The following is a 21568-nucleotide window of genomic DNA, read 5'->3' on the forward strand; positions in this document are numbered from 1 at the left end:
TTCATGGCCGCCCCCCGTATCGTCAATCGGTCGGTCCGAGACCAGTGTTCCCCCGCGGCGGTCGATCCGCAGGGATTTCCCGGTAGCTGTCCTCACCGATTGATGACGCATCACCCGCGCGGGCGGTTCATTCCAACTGCCCCGCCTTTCCGGGTGGTTCGAGGGGGTCCAAGTGGACTAGTCCGATCGGTCGACACCTTGACCCGGCCTGTTGACCTGCCGGGTTGACGGGGTGGCCGGGTCGACGGGCTTCCGGGGCCGCTTCGGGCCGGGGCTGCTTCAGGCCGGGGTGGCGAGGGCGGGCGGGGCGAGCCGGTGGGTCAGTACGGGGAGCAGTTCGGAGACCGGGTGCGGCCGGTACGCGGCGATCCCGGGCGGCGCCGGGGCCAGGGGGACCAGGAGGTCGGCTGCGGCCGGCCGGCCCGAGGCGGGGTCGGCGCCTGCCCCGCGGTGCAGCCACAGGGTGAGCATGTACAGCTCTGGCACCGAGAGCAGCCGGGGCTGGAACCGGCTGCCCAGCGACTCCGCCTGCCGCAGGGCCCGTTCGGTGGCGGCGACGTACGGCCCCTCGAAGAAGTGGGAGAACACCCACCCGTCGGCCGTGAGCCTGGTGTCGGCCGCCGCGACGAAGTGCTCGTCCCCGCCGCGGATCAGGAAGCGCCAGCCCGCGAGCCGGGTGCGCGGGGGCCGGCCGGCCGCGCCCCGGGGCACGTCGAGCCGCTCCAGGACGTGTACGGGCAGGGGCAGTTCGGCGGTGAGGGGACCCCGGTGGGCGCGCAGCGCCGGGGTGTGGGCCTCGTGGACGGCCGTGGGGGAACCGAGTGCCGCGAGAACGCTGCGCAGGGCGGGCGCGGGGGCCGTGGGAACAAGCAGCGGCATGATGGGTCGCCTCTCACTTGGGAGACCTGGGGGAACAGGGGGGAGTGCGGACGGCGCTGTCGCATTCTGGGGCCGGAGGGGGGCGGGGGTGCAATGGCCGCGCGCCAACTCTCTGCCTCGATTGCGGAGTTTATACGACACGTGTTCACGGAGTGTTTCGGCTAGCCGTCCCGCCTATTGCGGACAAGGCGGATACCGGTCCCGCTTCCGTGGATTGCATGCCGAGGGTGCGCGGGATTGCCGCGCTGACCTCGGAGGTTACCGGAAGGGTGCTCGGCTGGAAAGCGCCCGTAATCCCGGGGCGGCACGACCGGCCGGAATGTGCGTACCGGACCATGCGAAGTGAATATGCCGAAGCGCTGCTTCAGCCAAACCGGCGCGCGCTCCGCGCACGGGCCCCTCCCGGCTGCGTTATCGATCACCCCGGCGGGGCATCATCGACCGTAATGCTGTCGCCGGGCACCCGGTGGCAGCCCGGTCGAGGAGGGACGCTTCGATGGGGGAGAAGATCGTGGCAGGCGAATTCGACCTGTCCGATCGGCAACGGTATCGGAGGAAGCTTCACGAGTGCCTGGAGGGACTGGGGCGGCTTCTGGCGGAGAAGAGGTTCGATCGGCCGAGGAATCTCCTGGGCCTGGAGATCGAACTGAATCTCGCGGGTTCCGACGGACTGCCGAGAATGATGAATGCACAGGTGCTGGACAGGATTGCGAGCACCGATTTCCAAACGGAACTCGGCATGTTCAACCTGGAGGTCAACATTGTTCCGCACCGGCTCGGCGGGCGGGTATTCGACCAGCTCACCGAGGAGTTGCGGACCGGGCTCGGCTACGCGCACCGGATGGCCGCGGAGGTGGACGCCGGTGTGGTGATGATCGGGATCCTGCCGACGATCTCGCACGCCGACCTGGTTCCCGCCAACCTCTCCGACGTGGACCGCTACACCCTGCTCAACAACCAGATCGTGACGGCCCGCGGGGAGGACTTCACCCTCGATATCGAGGGGGTGGAGAGGCTGACGTGCACGACGAGCTCGATCGTGCCCGAAGCCGCCTGTACCTCGGTGCAGTTGCACCTCCAGGTCACCCCGGCGAAGTTCCCCGCGCTGTGGAACGCCGCGCAGGCGGTCACGGCCGTGCAGATCGCGGTCGGGGCCAACTCGCCCTTCCTGTTCGGCCGGGAGCTGTGGCGCGAATCGCGGCCCCCGCTGTTCCAGCAGGCCACCGACACCCGACCGCCCGAGCTCCAGGCGCAGGGTGTGCGGCCGCGGACCTGGTTCGGGGAGCGGTGGGTGGAGTCCGCGTACGAGCTCTTCGAGGAGAACGTGCGCTACTTCCCGGCGCTGCTGCCGATCTGCGACGAGGAGGAGCCGCTGCGCGTGCTCGCGGAGGGCGGGGTGCCCCGGCTGCAGGAGCTCGTCCTGCACAACGGCACGGTCTACCGCTGGAACCGGCCCGTGTACGGGGTGGCCGACGGGGTCCCGCACCTGAGGGTCGAGAACCGCGTGCTGCCGGCCGGCCCCACGGTCGTCGACGTGATCGCCAACGCGGCCTTCTACTACGGGCTCGTGCGCACCCTCGCCGAGGAGGCCAGGCCGGTGTGGACGCGGATGCCGTTCGAGCAGGCCGAGGCGAACTTCGACGCGGCCTGCCGGCACGGGATCGAGGCCGGGCTGCGCTGGCCGCGCCGCGGGCGCGGGGGCGGGCTGGCGACCGTACCGGCGGCGCGGCTGGTGCTCGACGAGCTGCTGCCGATGGCCGCCGCCGGGCTGGACGCCTGGGGGGTCGAACCGGCCGACCGGGACCACTACCTCGGGATCATCGAGGAGCGCTGCCGGCGGCGGGTCAACGGGGCCACCTGGCAGGTGGACACCTTCCACCGGGCGCGGGCCGCCGGGCTGCGCCGGGAGGAGGCGCTGGCGGCGGTCACCCGCCGGTATGCGGAGCTGATGCACCGGGGCGAGCCGGTGCACACGTGGCCGGTGGGCCTGCCCGAGGAGGAGCTGGCCGGCTGGGGAGGCGGGGGCTCGGCCGCGGGGCGGTAGCGGGGTTTCACGGTGGCCGCGGGCCTCCGTGAACCTCGAGGGGCGGGCGGCCGGGCAGTATGGGGAGGCGCGCCGCCCCGGCCGGTCGTACGCGGACTGCGGTCCGTACGGGATCCGGTAGGCGATCCGGTACGCGGGCCCGTACGTGATCCCCCTGGGTGATCTTCGTACGTGCCTGCGGGAGCTCGGCGGGGAGGTGCGGCCGCTGGAACGGGATTGCTGAACTGGAGTCGGTTGTGCGGGCTGAGGCGGGACATGGCGTCGGATCCTTGCGTGCGGAGGGTGTGGAACGGAGGGTCCTCAGGTCGGAGATGCTGCTCGTGCTGGCCCTGTCGCTGGGGGCCAGCGGGGTCTCCGCGCTGATCAGCTTCATCGGGTCGCTGACCCGGCCGGGCGGACTGAAGGAGCAGGCGGCCACGCTCAACGGCTCGTACGCGCCGGGGCGGCCGTGGCTGGACCTGGCCTGGCAGCTGTTCGGGATCGCGAGCGCGCTGGTGCCGGTGCTGCTGGTGGCGCACCTGCTGACGAGGGAGGGGGCGCCGGGGCTGCGGGCCATGGGCTTCGACCGGACGCGGCCGTGGTGGGACCTGGGGCGGGGGACGCTGGTCGCGGCCGGGATCGGGAGCGCCGGGCTGGCGTTCTACCTGGCGGCGCGGGCCTCGGGGTTCAACCTGACGGTGGTGCCGGAGGCGCTGCCGGACGTGTGGTGGAAGTACCCGGTGCTGGTGCTGTCCGCGGTGCAGAACTCCGTGGTGGAGGAGGTGATCGTCCTCGGGTACGTGCTGCGGCGGCTGGGGCAGTTGGGGTGGTCGCCGATGGGGGCGCTGGTGGCGAGTTCGGTGCTGCGGGGGTCGTACCACCTGTACCAGGGGATCGGGGGGTTCATCGGGAACGTGGTGATGGGGGTGGTGTTCGTGCTGCTGTACCGGCGGTGGGGGCGGGTGGGGCCGTTGGTGGTGGCGCATGCGTTGCTGGATGTGGTGGCGTTTGTGGGGTACGGGTTGTTGGCGGGGCGGGTGGGGTGGTTGCCGACCGGGTGAGGGGGGCGGGGGGCGGTGATTGCCGTGCGGGTGCGGGTGCGGGTCCGCGGGTGCGGGGGCGGTGCCGGTCTGAGGTAGGGGGGTGGGCTGCCGCTGCGCGGGGCCTGTTCCCCGACCCTCCCCCAGACTCCGTCCGGGGGGACCCCCTCCTTCCCGAACTGGGGCTCCGCCCCAGACCCCGCGCCTCAAGCGCCGGCGGGGCTGGATGTGGCTGGGGTGGGTGGGGTGCGGGTGGGTGGGGGGTTTCGGGGCTCCGCCCCGGGCCCCGCGCCTCAAGCGCCGGCGGGGCTGGATTTGGCCGGGGTGGGTGGGATGGGTGCCCGGGTGTTCGGGTGACCGGGTGAAGGTGGGTTCTGGTGCCCGGGTGCGGGGGTTCGGGCGGGGTCAAGGGGTGGGGAGGAGGGTGCCTTCCAGGGTGGTTACGGCTTTGCCGGTGAGGAGGGTGCGGGGGCCGTTCAGGGTGACCTCGACCAGGCCGGTGCGGGAGCCGCCCTGGAGGCCGGTGAGGCGGGTGCGGCCCAGGCGGGCCGACCAGAACGGGGCCAGGGCGGTGTGGGCGCTGCCGGTGACCGGGTCCTCGTCGATGCCGTACGCCGGGAAGAAGCCGCGCGAGACGAAGTCGTACCCCCGGGCGGGGTCTTCGGCGGGGGCGGTGACGATCACACCCCGCTTCGCGTAGCCGCGCAGCCCCGCGTGGTCGGGGCGCAGGTCCCGTACGGCCGCCTCGTCGGCCAGTTCCACGAGCAGGTCGCCGATGTGCGCCGAGGTGTCGTGCACGGAGCGGATCCCGGGTCCGCCCAGGGCCGCCCGTACCGCCTCCGGGGCCTCGGTCGGGATGAGCTCGGAGGTCGGGAAGTCGAGCGTGACCGTGCCGTCCGCGGCCGCCTCGGCGGTGAGGATCCCGCAGCGGGCCGAGAACCGGATCGGCCCCTGCGCCAGGCCGGACGCGGCCAGCACGTGCGCGGTGGCGAGGGTGGCGTGGCCGCACATGTCCACCTCGGCCACCGGGGTGAACCAGCGCAGCGCCCAGTCGGCGGGGCCGTCGGCGGGCAGGCGGTGGGCGAAGGCCGTCTCGGAGAGGTTCATCTCGGCGGCCACCTGCTGGAGCCAGCCGTCGGCGGGGAAGCCCCCGCCGTCGAGGACCAGGACGGCTGCGGGGTTGCCGCCGAAGGGGCGGTCGGTGAAGGCGTCGACGATTCGGATGCGCATGTCCTCGAACCTAGGGCGGCCGGGGGCGGGCGTGCCAAGGCCAATCCGGGTGTACTGGCCTGCCCCCCGGGCGGGCGAGGAAGGCTGGGGTTGTCGTCGACTGTGTTCCGATATATCGTTGAGTCATCGCGACTGATATGAGAAGGGTCGTGACCAATCGAAGGAAGGGGCGCTGTCATGCGTTCGCAAGGTTCTGAGGGTTTTGGGAGTGGGAGTGGCCGGGGTCCGTTCGGGCGGGGGCACGGGCACGGGCCCTGTGGGCCCGGCGGCGGTGGGCCGCGGTCGGGTGAGTTCGAGGGGCGGCGGGCCGCGTTCGGGCCGTTCGGACCCGGGTTCGGCGGGCCGCCCTGGGGTGGCCGCGGCGGGCGCGGCGGACCGCACCGGCGGGCGCGGCGCGGAGAGGTGCGCGCCTCGATCCTGGCGCTGCTGGCCGACCGGCCGATGCACGGGTACGAGATGATCCAGGAGATCGCCGAGCGCAGCGGCGGTGTCTGGAAGCCCAGCCCCGGATCGGTCTACCCGACCCTCCAGATGATGGAGGACGAGGGGCTGATCAGCAGCGAGAGCGAGGGCGGCAAGAAGCTGTTCACGCTCACCGGGGCCGGGCGGGAGGAGGCCGGGTCGGGTCCTGACGCGCCCTGGGAGGAGGCCGGCCGCGGGGTCGACCGGGAGCAGCTGGACGAGATCCGGCAGGCCGGGTTCGGGCTGATGGAGGCCTTCGGGCAGGTCTGGAAGACCGGTACGCCCGAGCAGCGGGCCAAGGCCCTGGCCGTGGTCAACGAGAGCCGCAGGAAGCTGTACCTGATCCTGGCCGATGAGCACTGACGGCGGCCGGTACGGGGGTGGCGGCGCCCGGGGCCTCTTCCCCGCGGCCCGGGCGCCGTCCTCCGCCGGGCGGGTCAGACGACCAGTTCGGCGAGCTTGCGCAGGGACTCGTTGAGGGCGGCGGTCGCCGAGTCCTTCAGCTTGCCGGCCATGAGGGAGACCGCGGCCCCCGTGAACTCGCCGTCGATGCGCACGGTCGTGGCCTCCCCCTCGGGGAGCAGCGTGTAGCGGGTGCCGACGATCACGCCCATGGGGCCCTTGCCGCGGATGGCGAGCACGCGGCCGTCCTCCAGCTCCTCGACCGTCCAGGTCACCTCGGCGGGGAAGCCCATCATCTTCATGTTCTCGTCGAAGGTGGCGCCGACGGCCAGCTCCGCCGGGCCGCCCTTGGGGAAGGCGGTGTGGGTCTGGCTCCACCGGCCGTACGCGTCCCAGTCGGTCAGCTGCGACCAGACCTTCGCGGACGGTGCCGCGATACGCGATTCCGCGGTGACTTCGGCCATGGGACCACCCCTTCTCGACGGTTCGTGCCGCGGAAGGTAGTGCGCACCGGCGGAACATTCAATACTGACGGCCTGTCAGAAATGCAGGATTCCGGGACCGGCTCCCGGGCGGCCGTCTCAACAGGTGTGACGGGGGTGACGCTCCTGACGGGCGGCTGTCATGATGGCCCGATGCAAGCGTCAGGGAGAAACAAAGGCCTGGGACTCGCCGTGGTCTCGGCCCTCGCCTTCGGTGGTTCGGGTGTCGCGGCGAAGCCGCTGATCGAAGCGGGTCTGGACCCGCTGCACGTGGTCTGGCTCAGGGTCGCCGGGGCGGCCCTGGTGCTGTCCCCGCTGGCCTGGAGGCACCGGGACCTGGTGAAGCGGCGCCCGGCGCTGCTCGCGGGCTTCGGCTTCTTCGCCGTCGCGGGCGTGCAGGCGTTCTACTTCGCCTCCATATCCCGGATCCCGGTGGGCGTCGCCCTGCTGCTGGAGTACCTCGGCCCCGCGCTGCTGCTCGGCTACATCCGCTTCGTCCAGCGCAAGCCCGTGAGCCGGGCCGCCGCCGGCGGGGCCGCCCTGGCCGTGGCCGGACTGGCCTGCGTGGTGCAGATCTGGTCCGGGCTGAGCCTGGACCCGCTCGGCGTCCTCCTCGGCCTCGCCGCGGCCTGCTGCCAGGCCTGCTACTTCGTCCTGGCCGACCAGGGCTCCTCCGGCGCGGACGCGCCCGATCCGCTCGGTGTGATCGCGTACGGGATGCTCTTCGGGATGCTGGTCCTGACCGTCATCGCGCGCCCGTGGAACATGGACTGGGACGTGCTGGGCGGGGACGCCGTCATGAACGGCGCCGACGTGCCCGCCCTGGCCCTGCTCGGCTGGGTGGTACTGGTCGCGACCGTCTTCGCGTACGTCACCGGCGTGGTCTCGGTGCGCAGGCTGTCCCCGCAGGTGGCGGGGGTCGTGGCCTTCCTGGAGGCGATCACGGCGGTGGTCTTCGGCTGGATCCTGCTCGGCGAGGCCCTGTCCACCCCGCAGATGCTCGGCGGCGCCCTGGTGCTCTGCGGTGCGTTCATCGCGCAGACCGCGCGGCCCGCCGCCGCGCCGGAGGGGCCGGTGGCCGCGGGCGGCCCGGGTGCGGCTGCGGCCGCGGCCACGGCCGGCGAGCCCGGGGACGGGCGGCCCCCGGCGGGGTCCCGCGATCAGCTGCCCATAGGATGAATCCCGTGCACCTCACCGTACTTCCGCCGCCCGCCGCCTAGCGCGGGCGGCAGGCCTGCCGCCACACGGAACCGCCCGGGAAGCCCCGGGCGGTGACCGGGCTGCCCGCGCACGGAACCCAGAGACCTCCTGTCCCTGCCTTCCCACCGCGGAGAAGTACGTGTCCAAGCACCCCCATGCCCCGTCCGCTGCCTCAGCTTCCCCGGCTGCACCAGCCCGTTCCGTTGGCCCCGTTTCCCCTGATTCCCCCGCGTCCCCGCACTCCTCCGGGCCGTCCGGGGCGGCCCTTCCCGTGCTGTCCCCGCTCGGGCGCAGCCTGCTCGCGCTCGTCGTGGCCGGGGCCGCCTGGGGGACCGCCGGAGCCGCGGCCTCCCTGCTCTACCTCGTCACCGACCTCGGCCCCCTCGCGCTGACCTTCTGGCGGTGCGCCGGCGGGCTGGCCCTGCTGCTGGGAGCCCTGGCCCTGCGGGCCCGCAGGGCGCGGCCCGCAGCCGGCCGCGGTGCGCGCGCGGCGGTGGCGCCCGGCGCCCGGCAGATGGTCGTGACCGGGCTGCTCTTCACCCTCTTCCAGGCCGCCTACTTCGCCGCGGTGCTGGAGACCGGGCTGGCCGTCGGCACCGTGGTCTGCCTCGGCGCCGGCCCCGTGCTCATCGCCCTCGGGGCGCGGTTCGGCATGGGCGAGCGGCTCGGGCTCGGCGGGATCCTCGCCGTGGGCGGGGCGCTGGCCGGGCTGTGCGTCCTGGTGCTGGGCGGCGGCGGGGGTTCCGTACGGCCGCTGGGGGTGGCGTACGCACTGCTCTCCGCGGCCGGGTACGCGGGGATGACCCTGCGGACCCGGGCCCTCGGGCGGCGCGGGGCCGCGGGGGACCCGCTGGTCACCACCGCCTGGTCGCTGGCCGTGGGCACTCTCTCCCTGCTGCCGCTCGCGCTGCTGGAGGGGCTGCTGCCGCACACGGCCGAGCCGGCCCGGGTGGTGGGCCTGCTCGTCTACGTCGCGGCCGTGCCGACCGCGCTGGCGTACGCGCTCTACTTCACGGGTGCGGCCGCGGTGCGCGCCGCGACGGTGTCCGTGATCATGCTGATCGAGCCGGTCAGCGCCGCCGTGATCGCGGTGCTGGTGCTGGGGGAGGAGCTGACGGGGGCGACGGTCGGCGGGACCCTGCTGCTGCTCGCGGCGGTGGCCGCGCTCACGCTGGCCGAGGCGCGCCGGCCCGCGCTCCCGTCCGCCGCCCTCACAGCGCCCTGAGGTAGTCCGGGACCCCGGTGTCCGGCGCCAGGCCCTCGGCCGGCTCCGGGGTCCCGTACGCCCGGCGCACCGGGACCACGCCCGCCCAGTGGGGGAGGCCCATGTCCTCCTCGTCGTCGTTGACCCCCGCCGCGCGGATCTTCGCGGAGACCTCGCGGAGGTCGACCCTGACCACGGCGGTCGCCGCGAGCTCCTTGGCGTTCGCGGGCCGGGAGTCGGCGGAGCGGCCCGCGACCATGTGGTCGACGATCGCGTCGAGGGCGGCGGCCTTCTCCTGCGGGTCGGTGACCTGGACGGCGGTGCCGTGCACGACCACCGAGCGGTAGTTCATGGAGTGGTGGAAGGCGCTGCGCGCCAGCACCAGCGCGTCCACGTGCGTGACGGTGAGGCAGACCGGGAGGCCCCGGTCCCCGCCAGCCGCGTGCAGCGGCCGCGAGCCCGTCGACCCGTGCACGTAGAGCGTCTCGCCCACCCGCCCGTAGATCGTGGGGAGGACCACCGGGGCGCCGTCGCGGACGAAGCCGAGGTGGCAGACGTAGGCCCCGTCGAGTATCGCGTGCACCGTCTCCCTGTCGTACGAGGCGCGGCCCCGGTTGCGGGTGGGCACCGTGCGGCCGGTGGGTTCGTAGGAGCCGGCCGCGGGGGCGGACGGGGGTCCGGCGGGGGTGGATGCGGTGGTGGTCATGACTTGCCCCTTCGATTGCACTAGTGCATACTCGCGTTTGTGCTAGGAGAGTACAGGTTCACGGGACGGCGCGCATCGGAGATTGCCGAGGGCGTGGAGCGCGGCGTGGGCTCGGGCGCGCTCGCGCCCGGAGCGGCGCTGCCGCCGATGCGCGAGCTGGCCGCAGCCCTGGGGGTGAACCCCAACACGGTCGCCGCGGCCTACCGCAGCCTGCGCGAGCGCGGGGTCATCGAGACGGACGGCCGCCGCGGCAGCCGGGTCAGGGCCCGGCCGGCCACCGCGCCGCGCGATCTGGTGCGGGTGGAGGTGCTGCCCGGCGTACGGGACCTGGCGGCCGGGAACCCGGACGTGGCCCTGCTGCCCCCGCTCACCGGCGCGCTCGCGGCGGCGGCCCGGCGGCACGAGGAGGCCCCCGGGCTCTACGGGCACGACGTCGTCCTCCCGGAGCTCGCCGCCCTCGCCCGTGCGGGCTTCGACGCCGACGGGGTCCCGCCCGGCCCCGTGGCGGTCACCAGCGGCTCGCTCGACGCGATCGAGCGCGTCCTCGCGGCCCACCTCAAGCCGGGCGACGCCGTCGCCGTCGAGGACCCGGGCTGGAACAGCCTGCTCGACCTGGTCCCCGCCATGGGCCTGCGGATGCTGCCGGTCGCGGTGGACGAGGAGGGGCCGCGGCCGGAGGCGGTGGCGGCGGCCCTGAACGCGGGCGCGCGGGCCCTCGTCGTCACCGACCGGGCCCAGAACCCCACCGGCGCCGCCGTCACCGGGGCGCGGGCCGCCGCCCTGCGCGCACTGCTCGCGGAGCACCCCTCGCTGCTGGTCGTCGAGGACGACCACGCCCACGCCATCGTGGACCAGCCCCTGCACGCCCTCGCCGGGGCCACGACCCGCTGGGCGCTGGTCCGCTCCACGGCCAAGGGGTACGGCCCCGACCTGCGCCTCGCCGTGCTCACCGGCGACGCGACCACCCTGGACCGGGTCCGCGGCCGCTACCGGCTGGGGCCGGGCTGGGTGAGCCGGCTGCTCCAGTACGCCGTGGTGCACCTGTGGTCCGAGGGGGCGGTGGACCACGCCGCCGCGGCCCGTTCGTACGGGGACCGGCGCGACGCGCTGACCGGGGCCCTGGCCCGGCGGGGGATCGCGGCCTGGGGGCGCAGCGGGATCAACGTGTGGGTGCCGGTGGCCGACGAGACCGCCGCGGTGACCCGGCTGGTGCAGGCCGGGTGGGCGGTGGCGCCGGGGGCCCGCTTCCGCGTCGCGAGCGGGCCGGGGGTGCGGCTGACGGTCTCCACCCTGACCGCGGATGAGATCGAGCCGCTCGCCGACACCCTGGCCGCGGCGGCCCGGCCGGGGCCGGGGGCGCGGATGTACTGAGCGGGCGTACGGGCCGTCAGGTCCTGCGCGCCTTCAGCCCGTCAGGGACTTCAGGCCGTACGGGCCGTCAGCTCGTACGGGCCTTCGGGCGGCTCTGCGTCAGGGCCGCGCCCGCCAGGACCACCGCCGCGCCCACGAGGGTGTTCCAGTGCAGGGCCTCGCCGAGTACGAGGAAGCCGGCGGCCGTCGCGATCACGGGCGTGAAGTACGTGACCATCTGCGCCGTCGTGGGCCCGATCTCGGCGACGAGCCCGTACTGCATCTGCAGGGCCAGCCCGGTGCCGAGGGCCCCGAGGGCCAGCACGGACAGGGTGGGCCACAGCGGGAAGCCGGCCGGTGCGCTGGTGAACAGGGGGGTGACCAGGCCGAGCTGGACCGTGGCCAGGGCCAGCTGCCCGCCGGTCAGCGCGATCGGCGAGCCGTCCGCCCCCGCCAGGGTGCGCCGTACGTAGATCCAGCCCACCGGGTAGCAGAACGAGGCCAGCAGGGCCATGGCCGTACCCGTGGGGTCCACCCCGGCGAAGCCCTGCCAGGCGCCCAGGACGGTCAGCACCCCGAGGAAGCCGAGGCCGAGCCCGGCGACCCGGCGGCGGGTGGGCCGGTCCTCGCTGAGGGCGACGAGGGACAGGGCCATGCCCCACAGCGGGGAGGTGGCGTTGCAGATCCCGGCCAGGCTGGAGGGGATGGTCAGCTCCGAGTACGCGAAGAGCGTGAACGGCAGGGAGTTGAGCAGCAGCGCCGAGACGGCGAGGTGGCCCCAGGTGCGCAGCCCGCGGGGCAGCCGCTCGCGCCGCACCAGCAGGGCGGCGCCCAGCACCGCCGTGCCGAAGAACACCCGGCCCAGGGAGACCTGGAGGGGCGCGTAGGCCTCCGTGCCCACCTTCATGAACAGGAAGCTGAAGCCCCAGATCACCGAGAGGACCGCGAACCGCAGGCGCCAGTCGAGGACGCGGCGGCGGGCGGCGGCCGGAGGGCTCTGGGGGCTCTGTGGGCTCTGGGGCGGGGCGGCGGGTGCGGGCGGGGCGGCGGGAGCGGGGCGGGGAGGCATGGCACCACCCTGCTGGCCTGCACCTCTTAGCACAAGCGAGAATTGATGGACCAGAAAGCGTAGTGTTGCTTACATGTTGAACCTGGAGCGGCTGCGCACCCTCGACGCCCTCGCCCGCCACGGCTCGGTCAGCGGCGCGGCCGAGGGCCTGCACGTGACCACCTCCGCCGTCTCGCAGCAGATGGCCAAGCTGGAGCGCGAGGTCGGCCAGCCGCTGCTGGCCCGCAGCGGCCGAGGGGTCCGCCTCACCGACGCGGGCCGGCTGCTCGCCGGGCATGCCGCGCAGATCATCTCCCAGGTGGAGCGGGCCCAGGCCGATGTGGAGGCCCAGCGCGGCCGGGCGGTCGGGGAGCTGCGGATCGCCGCCTTCCCCACCGCCCTGCGCGGACTCCTGCCCGCCGCCCTGTGCGCCCTGCGCCGGGACCACCCGGAGCTGCGCGTGCGCACCTGGGAGACCGAGCCGGAGGAGGGCATGGCGGCCGTGGTCCGCGGGGACGCCGACGTCGCCATGGCGATCGACTGGTACAACAAGCGGATGCCGGTCCCGGGCGAGCTCGTACGGGCGCACCTGCTCGACGACGCCGCCGACGTGGCCGTACCCGAGGGGCACCCGCTCGCCGGGCGGGCCGAGGTCTCCCTCGCCGAGTTCGCGCACGACGACTGGATCTCCTGGAACGAGGGCCAGTTCTGCCACGAGTGGCTCGTGTTCACCCTGCGCGGCGAGGGCGTCGAGCCGCGGATCGAGCACATCGCCGAGGAGCACCACACCCAGCTGGCCTTCGTCGCGGCGGGGCTGGGCGTGTGCGTGGCGCCCCGGCTGGGGCGCGGTCCGGTGCCCCCGGGCGTACGGCTGCTGCCGGTGCGCGACCCGGTGCTGCGGCACATCCACGCGGTGTGGCGCGCCGACGCCGACCGCAGGCCCTCGGTCCGCGCCGCGCTGGACGCGCTGCGGGCGGCGGGGCGGGACCTGGGCGGCGCGGGCGCGGCCTGAGCTCAGCGCTTGCGGAAGTCCCAGGACACCACCGAGTCCGGGGTCAGCCGGATCCACGCGTGCCGCCCGTCGTGGGGCATCTCCTCGATGCCGAAGTTCTTCACCGGGAACAGCCTCTCCGGCTCGGCGAGTTCGGGGCAGGGCTCGCCCGTGCGGGGGGCCTCGCCCACGAACTCCGCGGTACCGGACAGCTCCACCCCGCGCAGCTCGTCGTACGACTCCCCGGCGTCCACCAGCACCGAGATCCGGGGGTCCTTGCGCAGATCGGCCCAGCGGCGGCTGCGCGTGATCGAGTAGAGCCACAGCGAGGTCCCGTCCCAGACGAACCACAGGGCGCCGACGTGCGGGCGGCCGTCCGGGGAGACCGTGGCCACCCGGCAGGTGCGCTGCTCGCGCAGGAAGCCGTCCACCTCGCCGGGCGTCATCATGATCCGGCGGCTGCGCCGCTGCGTGTCATCCATGTCCCCTGCTCCCCTTCACATCTGACTGTGTGTCAGGAATCATGGGGGCTCTTCCGCCCACACGCCAGGGGGAGCCATGCCCGAGCTCGATCCCGCCACCACCGTGCTGCTCACCATCGAATGCCAGAACGGCGTCGTCGGCCCCGACAGCGCCCTGCCCCAGCTGGCCGAGGAGGCCGAGGCCTCCGGGATGCTGCGCCGGGTGGCCGGGCTGGTGCGGGCGGCGCACCTCGCCGGGGTGCAGGTGGTCCACGCGGTCGCGGAGCGGCGCCCCGACGGCCGGGGCGCCAACCGCAACGCCCGCCTCTTCCGCGCGGCCGGCCGGCTGCCCGTACAGCAGCTCTCCGGGACCGCGGCCGTACGGGTCGCCGCCCCGATCGAGGTGGCCGGGGAGGACATCGTGGTCAGCAGGCTCCACGGGCTCTCCCCGATGGCCGGCACCGACCTCGACCCCCTGCTGCGCAACCTCGGCTGCCGCACCCTGGTCGTCACCGGGGTCTCCTCGAACATCGCCGTTCCGAACACCGTCTTCGACGCGGTCAACCGCGGGTACTCCGTGGTCGTCCCCGCCGACGCGATCGCCGGGGTGCCCGCGGACTACACCGCGCAGGTGCTCCGCAACTCGCTGGCACTGGTCGCGGACATCACCACGGCCGAAGAGGTCGGAAGTCACTGGCAGCCCCGCGCGTCCGGGTCGTAGCCTGGTCGGATGCTGTCCGAAGTCACCGCGACCCGCTACGTCACGCCCCTGCGCGAGGGCGGCTCGCTCCCCGGGATCGTCGAGGCCGACGACCTCGGGACCTACGTCATGAAGTTCACCGGAGCCGGCCAGGGGCGCAAGACCCTCGTCGCCGAGATCATCTGCGGGCAGCTGGCCCGGCACCTGGGCCTGCGGGTGCCCGAGCTGGCGCTGATGCAGCTCGACCCCGTCATCGGGCTCGGGGAGCCGGACCAGGAGGTCCAGGAGCTGCTGAAGGCCAGCGGCGGCCTCAACCTGGGGATGGACTACCTCCCCGGTTCCATCGGCTTCGATCCGCTGGCCTACCAGGTCGACCCCGTCGAGGCCGGGCGGATCGTCTGGTTCGATGCCCTGATCAACAACGTCGACCGGTCCTGGCGCAATCCGAACCTGCTGGTCTGGCACGGCGAGCTGTGGCTGATCGACCACGGCGCCACGATGATCTGGCACCACAACTGGCCCGGGGCCCGGGCGGCCGCCGCCAAGCCCTACAACGCCTCCGACCACGTGCTGGCCTCCTTCGCCCCCGACACCGCCGCGGCCGCCGCCGAGCTGGCCCCGCAGGTCACGCGGGAGCTGCTGACGGCCGTCACGGCCGAGGTCCCCGACGAGTGGCTCGTGGACGAGCCCGGATTCGACTCCGCCGATGCGGTCCGCCGGGCCTACGTCGATACCCTTCTTCCGCGCGCGGCCGTCATCCACGAGCGGATCACCACGGAGGTCAGGGCCAAGGCCCCCTCCGGGCCGCCCGGGTGGCTGTCCGACCACCTGACCGAATGGCCCCACAAGAAGAAGAGCGACAGCCAGTGAGCAAGCGGGACGTCTTCGAGTACGCACTGGTGCGTGTCGTGCCCCGGGTCGAACGCGGCGAGTGCATGAACGCCGGAGTGATCGTCTACTGCCGGGCCCGGTCCTTCGTGGCCGCCCGCATCCACCTCGACGAGGCCCGCCTCCACGCCCTCGACCCCGGGGCCGACGTGGCCGGGGTCCGGGCGGCGCTGCGCGCCGTCCAGGGGGTCTGCGCGGGCGGCGAGGCCGCCGGCGCGGCCGCGGGGGACGACGCCGGGCGCCGCTTCCGCTGGCTGATCGCCCCGCGCAGTACGGTCGTCCAGCCCGGACCGGTGCACACCGGCCTGACCGCCGACCCCGAGGCCGAGGTGGAGCGGTTGCTCGGCCTGCTCGTGCACTGATCCGGCCGGACGCGTACGCCGGTCCGGCCGCGGTCCCGCCCGCCGCGAAGCCCTGGCCGCCCGGTGCCGTTGACACCGGGTGCCGGGGCTTCTAGCGTCTCCAGCGCCGAGGCTACTAAGCGGTTGCTCACCCATCGTGCCGGTGGGCGGGTCCGCCCGGGGCCCGGCGTACGTGGAGTTCAGTCTTCAAGGGCGAGGAGAACCAGCATGTCCACCACCGAGCAGCGCGTCGCCGTGGTCACCGGGGCGGCCCGGGGCATCGGCGCCGCCACCGCCGTACGACTGGCAGCCGAGGGCCGGGCCGTCGCCGTGCTCGACCTCGACGAGGCGGCCTGCAAGGACACCGTGGAGGCCGTCACGGCGGCGGGCGGGCGGGCCCTCGCGGTCGGCTGCGACGTCTCCGACAGCGCGCAGGTGGGGGCCGCCGTGGAGCGGATCGCCGCCGAGCTCGGCGCCCCCACCGTCCTGGTCAACAACGCCGGCGTGCTGCGGGACAACCTGCTCTTCAAGATGAGCGACGCCGACTGGGACACCGTCATGAACGTGCACCTGCGCGGCGCGTTCCTGATGTCGCGGGCCTGCCAGAAGTACATGGTGGAGGCCGGCTTCGGCCGGATCGTCAACCTGTCGAGCAGCTCGGCGCTCGGCAACCGCGGCCAGGCCAACTACGCGGCGGCCAAGGCCGGTCTGCAGGGGTTCACCAAGACCCTCGCCTTCGAGCTGGGCAAGTTCGGCGTCACCGCGAACGCCGTGGCCCCCGGCTTCATCGCCACCGAGATGACCGCCCAGACCGCGGCCCGCGTCGGCATGGGCTTCGAGGACTTCCAGGCGGCCGCGGCCACCCAGATCCCGGTCCAGCGCGTGGGCCGCCCCGAGGACGTGGCCAACGCCGTCGCCTTCTTCACGGGCGAGGCGGCGGGCTTCGTCTCCGGACAGGTCCTGTACGTGGCCGGCGGCCCCCTCAACTGACGGAAGGCACCCTCATGACCGAGAACACCGTGGCGGACAGCGGAAAGGTCGCCCTGGTCACCGGCGCGAGCCGGGGGATCGGGTACGGGATCGCCGAGGCGCTGGTCGCCCGCGGAGACCGCGTGTGCATCACCGGGCGCAACGAGGACGCGCTCAAGGAGGCCGCGGAGCGGCTGGGCGCGGACCGGGTGATCGCCGTGGCCGGCAAGGCCCACGACGAGGCCCACCAGGCCGTGGCCGTGGACCGCGTCATGGAGGCCTTCGGGCGGGTCGACTTCCTGGTGAACAACGCCGGGACCAACCCCGTCTTCGGCCCCCTCGCCGACCTCGACCTCGGGGTGGCGCGCAAGGTCTTCGAGACCAACGTGATCTCCGCCCTGGGTTTCGCCCAGCGGACCTGGCACGCCTGGCAGAAGGACAACGGCGGCGCGATCGTGAACATCGCCTCCATCGCCGGGGTCTCCGCCTCGCCCTTCATCGGGGCGTACGGGATGAGCAAGGCGGCCATGGTGAACCTGACCCTCCAGCTCGCCCACGAGATGTCCCCGGGGGTCCGGGTCAACGCCATCGCCCCGGCCGTGGTCAAGACGCGGTTCGCGCAGAGCCTGTACGAGGGCCGCGAAGCGGAGGCCGCGGCGGCCTATCCGCTGGGCCGCCTGGGCGTTCCGGCCGATATCGGAGGTGCTGCCGCATTCCTCACCTCCGGACAAGCGGAATGGATCACAGGACAGACTCTGATTGTTGACGGGGGAATTTTTCTGAATGCCGGAGTTGGGTGACCGGTATTCGGACGAATGGCCTCGGTGACCGGTGGCGATTGCATCCCTAAAGGGTGCGGAACCGGTCAAGTGCCCCACGGGTCCCGCCCCTTGGATTCGTGGGGCACTGCGGTATCGTTCGCCGATCCCATGGCTGATCGAGGAGCGTGCACGTGTTCAACCGGACCAGATGTCTGCAGACCGCTGCGGCCCTTGCGTCCATATCCCTGCTCGCCGGGTGCGGCCTGCTTTCGGACGATGGCCAAGAGGGAGACCAGAAGCTCGTCGTCGGTACGACGAGCCAGCCCACCACCCTCGATCCCGCTGCGGCCTGGGACGGCTCCTGGGAGCTGTACCGGAACGTCTACCAGACCCTGCTGAGCTACCCGACCGGGGCCGCCAAGCCCGCCCCGGACGCGGCCGAGAGCTGCGAGTTCACGGACTCCGGGAACGAGTCGTACCGCTGCACCCTGCGCAAGGGACTGCGGTTCTCGAACGGCGAGGCGCTGGACGCCAAGGCCGTCAAGCACTCCTTCGACCGGATCTTCGCGATCTCCGACAAGTTCGGCCCGAAGGACCTGTTCGGAAGCCTCGACAAGGTCGAGACCAACGGCGATCTCACCGTGGTCTTCCACCTCAAGACGCCGGACGCCACCTTCCCCTTCGTCCTCGGTTCCCCGGCCGCCTCGCTGGTCGCCCCCAAGGACTACCCGATCGACAAGCTCCGAACCGACAAGAAGGTCACCGGTTCCGGCCCGTACCTGCTCGAGTCCTACGCGGCCGGGCAGCAGGCAGAACTCAAGCGGAACCCCGACTACAAGGGATTCGCGGACATCCGGAACGAGTCCGTGACCATCCGCTATTACAAGAGCTCCGTCCCGATGGTCAAGGCCCTCAAGGACAAGGAGATCGACGCCACCTACCGCGGTCTGACCGCCGAGCAGATCAAGGACCTCAAGAGCAGCGAGTCCCGCCGCGCCGGGGTGCAGCTCGTCGACAACGTCGGGGCGGAGATCCGCTACATCGTCTTCAACCCGGCCGACGCCACCGTCGCCAAGCGCCCGGTCCGCGAGGCCGTGGCCCAGGTCATCGACCGCGGCACGCTGGTCTCCAAGGTCTACCCGGGCACCGCCGAGCCGCTGTACTCGATGGTCCCCAAGGGCGTGGCAGGCCACAAGACGCCCTTCTACGACCGCTTCGGGCACCCGGACGCGAAGAAGGCCAAGGGCATCCTGCGCGAGGCCGGGATCACCGAGAAGGTCGCGCTGGACTTCGCGTACACCACCGACCGCTACGGCTCCTCGACGGCCGCCGAGTTCAGCGAGATCAAGCGGCAGCTGGAGGCCACCGGCCTCTTCAAGGTCAACCTGCGCGGAGTGCCCTGGAAGCTCTTCCAGGCCGGCTACATGAACGGCGAGTACCCGGCCTTCGGCCGCGGCTGGTTCCCCGACTTCCCGGACCCGGACAACTTCATCGCGCCGTTCGTCGGCAAGCAGAACGCCGTCGGTACCCCGTACGAGTCCAAGGAGATCACCGACGACATCCTGCCCCGCTCGCGGCGCGAGAGCGACCGCGGGGCCGTCGACACCCACTTCGGCCGGGCCCAGGAGATCCTCGCCGAGGACGTCCGGCTGCTGCCCCTGTGGCAGGGCAAGCTGTACGTGGCCGCGGGCGAGGACATCGGCGGCGCCGAGCGCGCCCTCGACCCGCAGACCGTCATGCAGATGTGGGAGCTGTACCGCAAGACCAGCTGGTAGCCCGCGGGGCGGGGGCCGGGAGGGACGGCGGGGGCTCGGCTGTCAGTGGCCGCCGGTAGGTTCTGCAGTGCGTGGTGAACGCAGCGAACGTGCTACCGGAGGTTGTTGACGTGACCGAGATCCTGCCCGAGTCCTGGCTCCCCGTCCTCGGCGAGGAACTGGACAAGCCCTACTTCAGGGAACTCTCCGAGTTCGTCGAGAAGGAGCGGGCCGCCGGGCCGGTCTACCCGCCCCGCGAGCAGGTGTTCGCGGCCCTGGAGGCCACCCCGTACGAGAGCGTGAAGGTCCTGGTCCTCGGCCAGGACCCCTACCACGGGGCGGGCCAGGGGCACGGGCTGTGCTTCTCCGTCCAGCCCGGGGTCAAGACGCCGCCCTCCCTGCGCAACATCTACAAGGAGATGCAGGCCGAGCTCGGCCTCCCCGTCCCGGACAACGGCTACCTGATGCCGTGGGCCCGCCAGGGCGTCCTGCTGCTCAACGCGGTGCTCACGGTCCGCGAGGCCGAGCCCAACTCGCACAAGGGCCGGGGCTGGGAGAAGTTCACCGACGCCGTGATCAAGGCCGTCGCCGCCCGGCCCGACCCGGCCGTCTTCGTGCTCTGGGGCGCGTACGCGCAGAAGAAGCTGCCCCTGATCGACGAGGAGCGGCACGTCGTGGTCAAGGGCGCCCACCCCTCCCCGCTGTCCGCGAAGAAGTTCTTCGGATCGCAGCCGTTCACGCAGATCAACGAGGCCGTGGCCGCCCAGGGGCATGAGCCGATCGACTGGCGGATCCCGGACCTCGGCTGACGCCGCCACGCGCCTCGGCGGGAATGGCCGCCCCGCCGGTTAGCGTCTGGACGATCACATCGGGTGCTCGGTACCGGAGGCGGCGTTGACGGAGCAGCAGGAGGCGTGCGGGGACGCCGTCATGACCAGGATCGGCCAGGCGGTCATGCTGCTCCACGCCGGGGACCGCGAGGAGGCCCGCAACCGCCTGCGCGACATCTGGACGGAGATCGGAGCGGATGCCGACCCCGTCCACCGCTGCACCCTGGCGCACTACATGGCCGACGCCCAGGACGACCCCGCCGACGAGCTGGCCTGGGACCTGCGGGCCCTGAACGCCGCCGACGGGCTCGCGGACTGGCCCCCGGCCCGCTGCGGGCCCGCCGGCCCGGTGCGGGGGCTCTACCCGTCCCTGCACCTGAACCTCGCCGCGGACTACGTCAAACTCCAGCGCCCGGAGGCGGCCCGGGTCCACCTGGCCCGGGCCCGCGCCGCCACCCGCGTCCTCGCGGACGACGGGTACGGCAACGGCGTCCGGGCCGCCATCGCCCGCCTGGAGCAGCGGATGGCCGCCGAGGAGGGCCCGGCGGGGCAGGGGCCCCACCCGGGCCGCTTCGCCTGAGACCGGCGGGCTACTCCCCGTACACCCCCGAGCAGATCCGGGACTCGGGGCTGTCCTTGTGCCACTTGCCGAACTTGCGCCCCAGCGCACACACGTCGGCGGGCTCCACGGGCACCTTCGGCAGGTCCTTCAGCCGCGGGGGCCGGTCCTTCCCGCGCGCCTCCCCGGTGCCCTTGCCGCCCCCGCGGCCCCGGCCCCGCTCCTCGTCCGCGGCGGACCCGCCGGCCGGCTCCCGGGCCCCGGCGGAGACCGGCTCCGGGCGCGGCGCGGGCGGCTGCGGATCGTCCGGCAGCCCGGCGGCGGGGATGACCGGCGCCTCCTCACGGCGCGAGGCGGTGCGGGCGCCCGCGGCCCCGCCCCGCGCATCCGGCCGGGCGTCCGGTACGGCCTCCAGGGCCTCCAGGGCCGGAGCCTGCACCACCACCGGGGCGGGCGTGGCGCCCCCGCGGGGGTCGTGCTGCGGGGGCTCGGCCGAGGCCGCGGGCTGTACCGCGACGGGGTTCACATTCACACAGCCGGAGACGGCAGAGACCGCGCAGGCCACTCCGAGCAGAAGCGTTGTCGTGGTTCGGGTTCGATGCACCCGCGCAACTCTGGCGGTCACCGCCCCGGTTGCGGAAACCAGGACGCGATATTCACCCCGCACGGGTGAGCGCTCACTCGCCGGTGACGCCGTCGATCTGCTCGCGCAGCAGGTCCGCGTGCCCGTTGTGGCGGGCGTACTCCTCGATCATGTGGGTGTACACCCAGCGGAGGTTGAAGTGCTCGCCGGCGCGCGAGGTGCGGGCGGACAGCTCGTCCAGCCCGCGGCGGGCCGCGATCTCCCGCGCCCGCGATATCTCCGCCTGCCAGGCGGCCTCCGCCTCGGCGAACGTGTGCTCGTCCGTGACGTGGAAGTCCCCGTCGCGGTCCTCGCTGGTGGAGTACAGGTCGGGCAGGTCGAGCCCCTCGGTCACCTCGGCGAACCACCAGCGCTCCACCTCCGCCATATGCCGGACCAGGCCCATCAGGGTCAGCTCCGAAGGGGGCAGGGCGGCCCGCCGCAGCTGCTCGTCGCCGAGGCCGGCGCACTTCAGGGCCAGGGTCGCGCGGTGGTAGTCCAACCAGCCCTCCAGGCTCTCCCGTTCGCCGGCGGTGGTCGAGGGCTCGGGGCGTTCGATGATCGTCATGCGGCCATCCTCACCGAACCGGCGGCCCCGGCACCAGGGATTAAGCTGCGGGGCGGGACGGGCCCCGCGGAGCCCGGCGCCCCGCGTCGGCGGGCCCG

Annotated in this window: 23 protein-coding genes; 15 read left to right on the forward strand and 8 right to left on the reverse strand. The window is 73.4% G+C overall.

Translation table 11 applies throughout. The features are described 5' to 3' along the window. Nucleotides 1–279 precede the first annotated feature (279 nt). Nucleotides 280–879, reverse strand: a complete 600-nt coding sequence (locus tag ACZ7JZ_RS20200; protein ID WP_470941015.1) for a hypothetical protein — start codon at nucleotides 877–879, stop codon at nucleotides 280–282. A 496-nt stretch (nucleotides 880–1375) separates the two neighbouring features. On the opposite strand from ACZ7JZ_RS20200, the gene ACZ7JZ_RS20205 reads away from it, so the two are divergent. Together ACZ7JZ_RS20205 and ACZ7JZ_RS20210 are read left to right on the forward strand one after the other, a co-directional pair. After that, a complete protein-coding gene (locus ACZ7JZ_RS20205) occupies nucleotides 1376–2923 on the forward strand; it encodes a glutamate-cysteine ligase family protein (RefSeq protein ID WP_470941016.1) in 1548 nt (515 codons plus the stop codon). Nucleotides 2924–3159: 236 nt separating this feature from the next. Continuing rightward, nucleotides 3160–3963, forward strand: coding sequence for a CPBP family intramembrane glutamic endopeptidase (locus tag ACZ7JZ_RS20210; RefSeq protein ID WP_470941018.1), 804 nt, complete (start codon nucleotides 3160–3162; stop codon nucleotides 3961–3963). 384 nt (nucleotides 3964–4347) lie between these two features. On the opposite strand, the gene ACZ7JZ_RS20215 is transcribed toward ACZ7JZ_RS20210, so the two are convergent. Next, nucleotides 4348–5172, reverse strand: coding sequence for a PhzF family phenazine biosynthesis protein (locus tag ACZ7JZ_RS20215; protein ID WP_470941020.1), 825 nt, complete (start codon nucleotides 5170–5172; stop codon nucleotides 4348–4350). Nucleotides 5173–5349: 177 nt separating this feature from the next. On the opposite strand from ACZ7JZ_RS20215, the gene ACZ7JZ_RS20220 reads away from it, so the two are divergent. Continuing rightward, the gene (locus ACZ7JZ_RS20220; RefSeq protein ID WP_470941022.1) at nucleotides 5350–5997 is read left to right on the forward strand and encodes a PadR family transcriptional regulator; all 648 of its coding nucleotides are present in this window, start codon (nucleotides 5350–5352) and stop codon (nucleotides 5995–5997) included. A gap of 74 nt (nucleotides 5998–6071) precedes the next feature. Here ACZ7JZ_RS20220 and ACZ7JZ_RS20225 read toward each other — a convergent pair whose 3' ends face one another. Next, complete coding sequence (locus ACZ7JZ_RS20225; protein WP_470941024.1) at nucleotides 6072–6500, reverse strand: type II toxin-antitoxin system Rv0910 family toxin; 429 nt, start codon at nucleotides 6498–6500, stop codon at nucleotides 6072–6074. Nucleotides 6501–6671: 171 nt separating this feature from the next. Here ACZ7JZ_RS20225 and ACZ7JZ_RS20230 point away from each other — a divergent pair, with 171 nt between their 5' ends. Together ACZ7JZ_RS20230 and ACZ7JZ_RS20235 are read left to right on the forward strand one after the other, a co-directional pair. After that, a complete protein-coding gene (locus ACZ7JZ_RS20230) occupies nucleotides 6672–7697 on the forward strand; it encodes an EamA family transporter (RefSeq protein WP_470941026.1) in 1026 nt (341 codons plus the stop codon). Nucleotides 7698–7989: 292 nt separating this feature from the next. Continuing rightward, the gene (locus ACZ7JZ_RS20235) at nucleotides 7990–8943 is read left to right on the forward strand and encodes a DMT family transporter (protein WP_470941028.1); all 954 of its coding nucleotides are present in this window, start codon (nucleotides 7990–7992) and stop codon (nucleotides 8941–8943) included. Here ACZ7JZ_RS20235 and ACZ7JZ_RS20240 read toward each other — a convergent pair. Then, nucleotides 8930–9628, reverse strand: a complete 699-nt coding sequence (locus tag ACZ7JZ_RS20240; protein ID WP_470941030.1) for a pyridoxamine 5'-phosphate oxidase family protein — start codon at nucleotides 9626–9628, stop codon at nucleotides 8930–8932. The two genes, ACZ7JZ_RS20235 and ACZ7JZ_RS20240, sit on opposite strands and share 14 nt — an antisense overlap. Before the next feature lie 39 nt (nucleotides 9629–9667). Between ACZ7JZ_RS20240 and ACZ7JZ_RS20245 the strand changes: the two genes are divergently transcribed. Further along, nucleotides 9668–10999, forward strand: a complete 1332-nt coding sequence (locus ACZ7JZ_RS20245; RefSeq protein ID WP_470941032.1) for an aminotransferase class I/II-fold pyridoxal phosphate-dependent enzyme — start codon at nucleotides 9668–9670, stop codon at nucleotides 10997–10999. 67 nt (nucleotides 11000–11066) lie between these two features. Here the strand turns inward: ACZ7JZ_RS20245 and ACZ7JZ_RS20250 are convergent, their stop codons facing one another. Next, nucleotides 11067–12047, reverse strand: coding sequence for a DMT family transporter (locus ACZ7JZ_RS20250; RefSeq protein WP_470941034.1), 981 nt, complete (start codon nucleotides 12045–12047; stop codon nucleotides 11067–11069). 73 nt (nucleotides 12048–12120) lie between these two features. On the opposite strand from ACZ7JZ_RS20250, the gene ACZ7JZ_RS20255 reads away from it, so the two are divergent. Then, nucleotides 12121–13038, forward strand: a complete 918-nt coding sequence (locus tag ACZ7JZ_RS20255; protein ID WP_470941036.1) for a LysR family transcriptional regulator — start codon at nucleotides 12121–12123, stop codon at nucleotides 13036–13038. Nucleotides 13039–13040: 2 nt separating this feature from the next. Here ACZ7JZ_RS20255 and ACZ7JZ_RS20260 read toward each other — a convergent pair whose 3' ends face one another. Then, nucleotides 13041–13499 (reverse strand): pyridoxamine 5'-phosphate oxidase family protein, encoded by a 459-nt coding sequence (locus tag ACZ7JZ_RS20260; RefSeq protein ID WP_470941038.1) that lies wholly within the window; start codon nucleotides 13497–13499, stop codon nucleotides 13041–13043. 76 nt (nucleotides 13500–13575) lie between these two features. Here ACZ7JZ_RS20260 and ACZ7JZ_RS20265 point away from each other — a divergent pair, with 76 nt between their 5' ends. The 8 genes from ACZ7JZ_RS20265 (at nucleotide 13576) to ACZ7JZ_RS20300 (ending at nucleotide 20301) form a co-directional block, all read left to right on the forward strand. Continuing rightward, a complete protein-coding gene (locus ACZ7JZ_RS20265) occupies nucleotides 13576–14199 on the forward strand; it encodes a cysteine hydrolase family protein (protein ID WP_470941039.1) in 624 nt (207 codons plus the stop codon). A 9-nt stretch (nucleotides 14200–14208) separates the two neighbouring features. Next, on the forward strand, nucleotides 14209–15048 hold the full coding sequence (locus tag ACZ7JZ_RS20270) for a HipA family kinase (RefSeq protein ID WP_470941041.1): 840 nt from the start codon (nucleotides 14209–14211) through the stop codon (nucleotides 15046–15048). Beyond that, complete coding sequence (locus ACZ7JZ_RS20275) at nucleotides 15045–15428, forward strand: DUF3037 domain-containing protein (protein ID WP_470941043.1); 384 nt, start codon at nucleotides 15045–15047, stop codon at nucleotides 15426–15428. Before ACZ7JZ_RS20270 ends, ACZ7JZ_RS20275 begins: the two co-directional genes overlap by 4 nt. A gap of 207 nt (nucleotides 15429–15635) precedes the next feature. Then, a complete protein-coding gene (fabG, locus tag ACZ7JZ_RS20280; protein WP_470941045.1) occupies nucleotides 15636–16397 on the forward strand; it encodes a 3-oxoacyl-ACP reductase FabG in 762 nt (253 codons plus the stop codon). A 14-nt stretch (nucleotides 16398–16411) separates the two neighbouring features. After that, complete coding sequence (locus ACZ7JZ_RS20285; RefSeq protein ID WP_470941047.1) at nucleotides 16412–17176, forward strand: SDR family oxidoreductase; 765 nt, start codon at nucleotides 16412–16414, stop codon at nucleotides 17174–17176. Between the two features lie 152 nt (nucleotides 17177–17328). Further along, a complete protein-coding gene (locus ACZ7JZ_RS20290; protein WP_470941049.1) occupies nucleotides 17329–18912 on the forward strand; it encodes an ABC transporter substrate-binding protein in 1584 nt (527 codons plus the stop codon). 110 nt (nucleotides 18913–19022) lie between these two features. Next, the gene (locus tag ACZ7JZ_RS20295; protein ID WP_470941051.1) at nucleotides 19023–19700 is read left to right on the forward strand and encodes a uracil-DNA glycosylase; all 678 of its coding nucleotides are present in this window, start codon (nucleotides 19023–19025) and stop codon (nucleotides 19698–19700) included. Between the two features lie 85 nt (nucleotides 19701–19785). Beyond that, the gene (locus ACZ7JZ_RS20300) at nucleotides 19786–20301 is read left to right on the forward strand and encodes a hypothetical protein (RefSeq protein ID WP_470941053.1); all 516 of its coding nucleotides are present in this window, start codon (nucleotides 19786–19788) and stop codon (nucleotides 20299–20301) included. A gap of 10 nt (nucleotides 20302–20311) precedes the next feature. Here ACZ7JZ_RS20300 and ACZ7JZ_RS20305 read toward each other — a convergent pair whose 3' ends face one another. Both ACZ7JZ_RS20305 and ACZ7JZ_RS20310 read right to left on the reverse strand, forming a co-directional pair. Beyond that, complete coding sequence (locus ACZ7JZ_RS20305; protein WP_470941055.1) at nucleotides 20312–20806, reverse strand: hypothetical protein; 495 nt, start codon at nucleotides 20804–20806, stop codon at nucleotides 20312–20314. 151 nt (nucleotides 20807–20957) lie between these two features. Next, nucleotides 20958–21470, reverse strand: coding sequence for a DinB family protein (locus ACZ7JZ_RS20310; RefSeq protein WP_470941057.1), 513 nt, complete (start codon nucleotides 21468–21470; stop codon nucleotides 20958–20960). Nucleotides 21471–21568 lie beyond the last annotated feature (98 nt).

This window comes from Streptomyces sp. NPDC038213 (assembly GCF_055600495.1).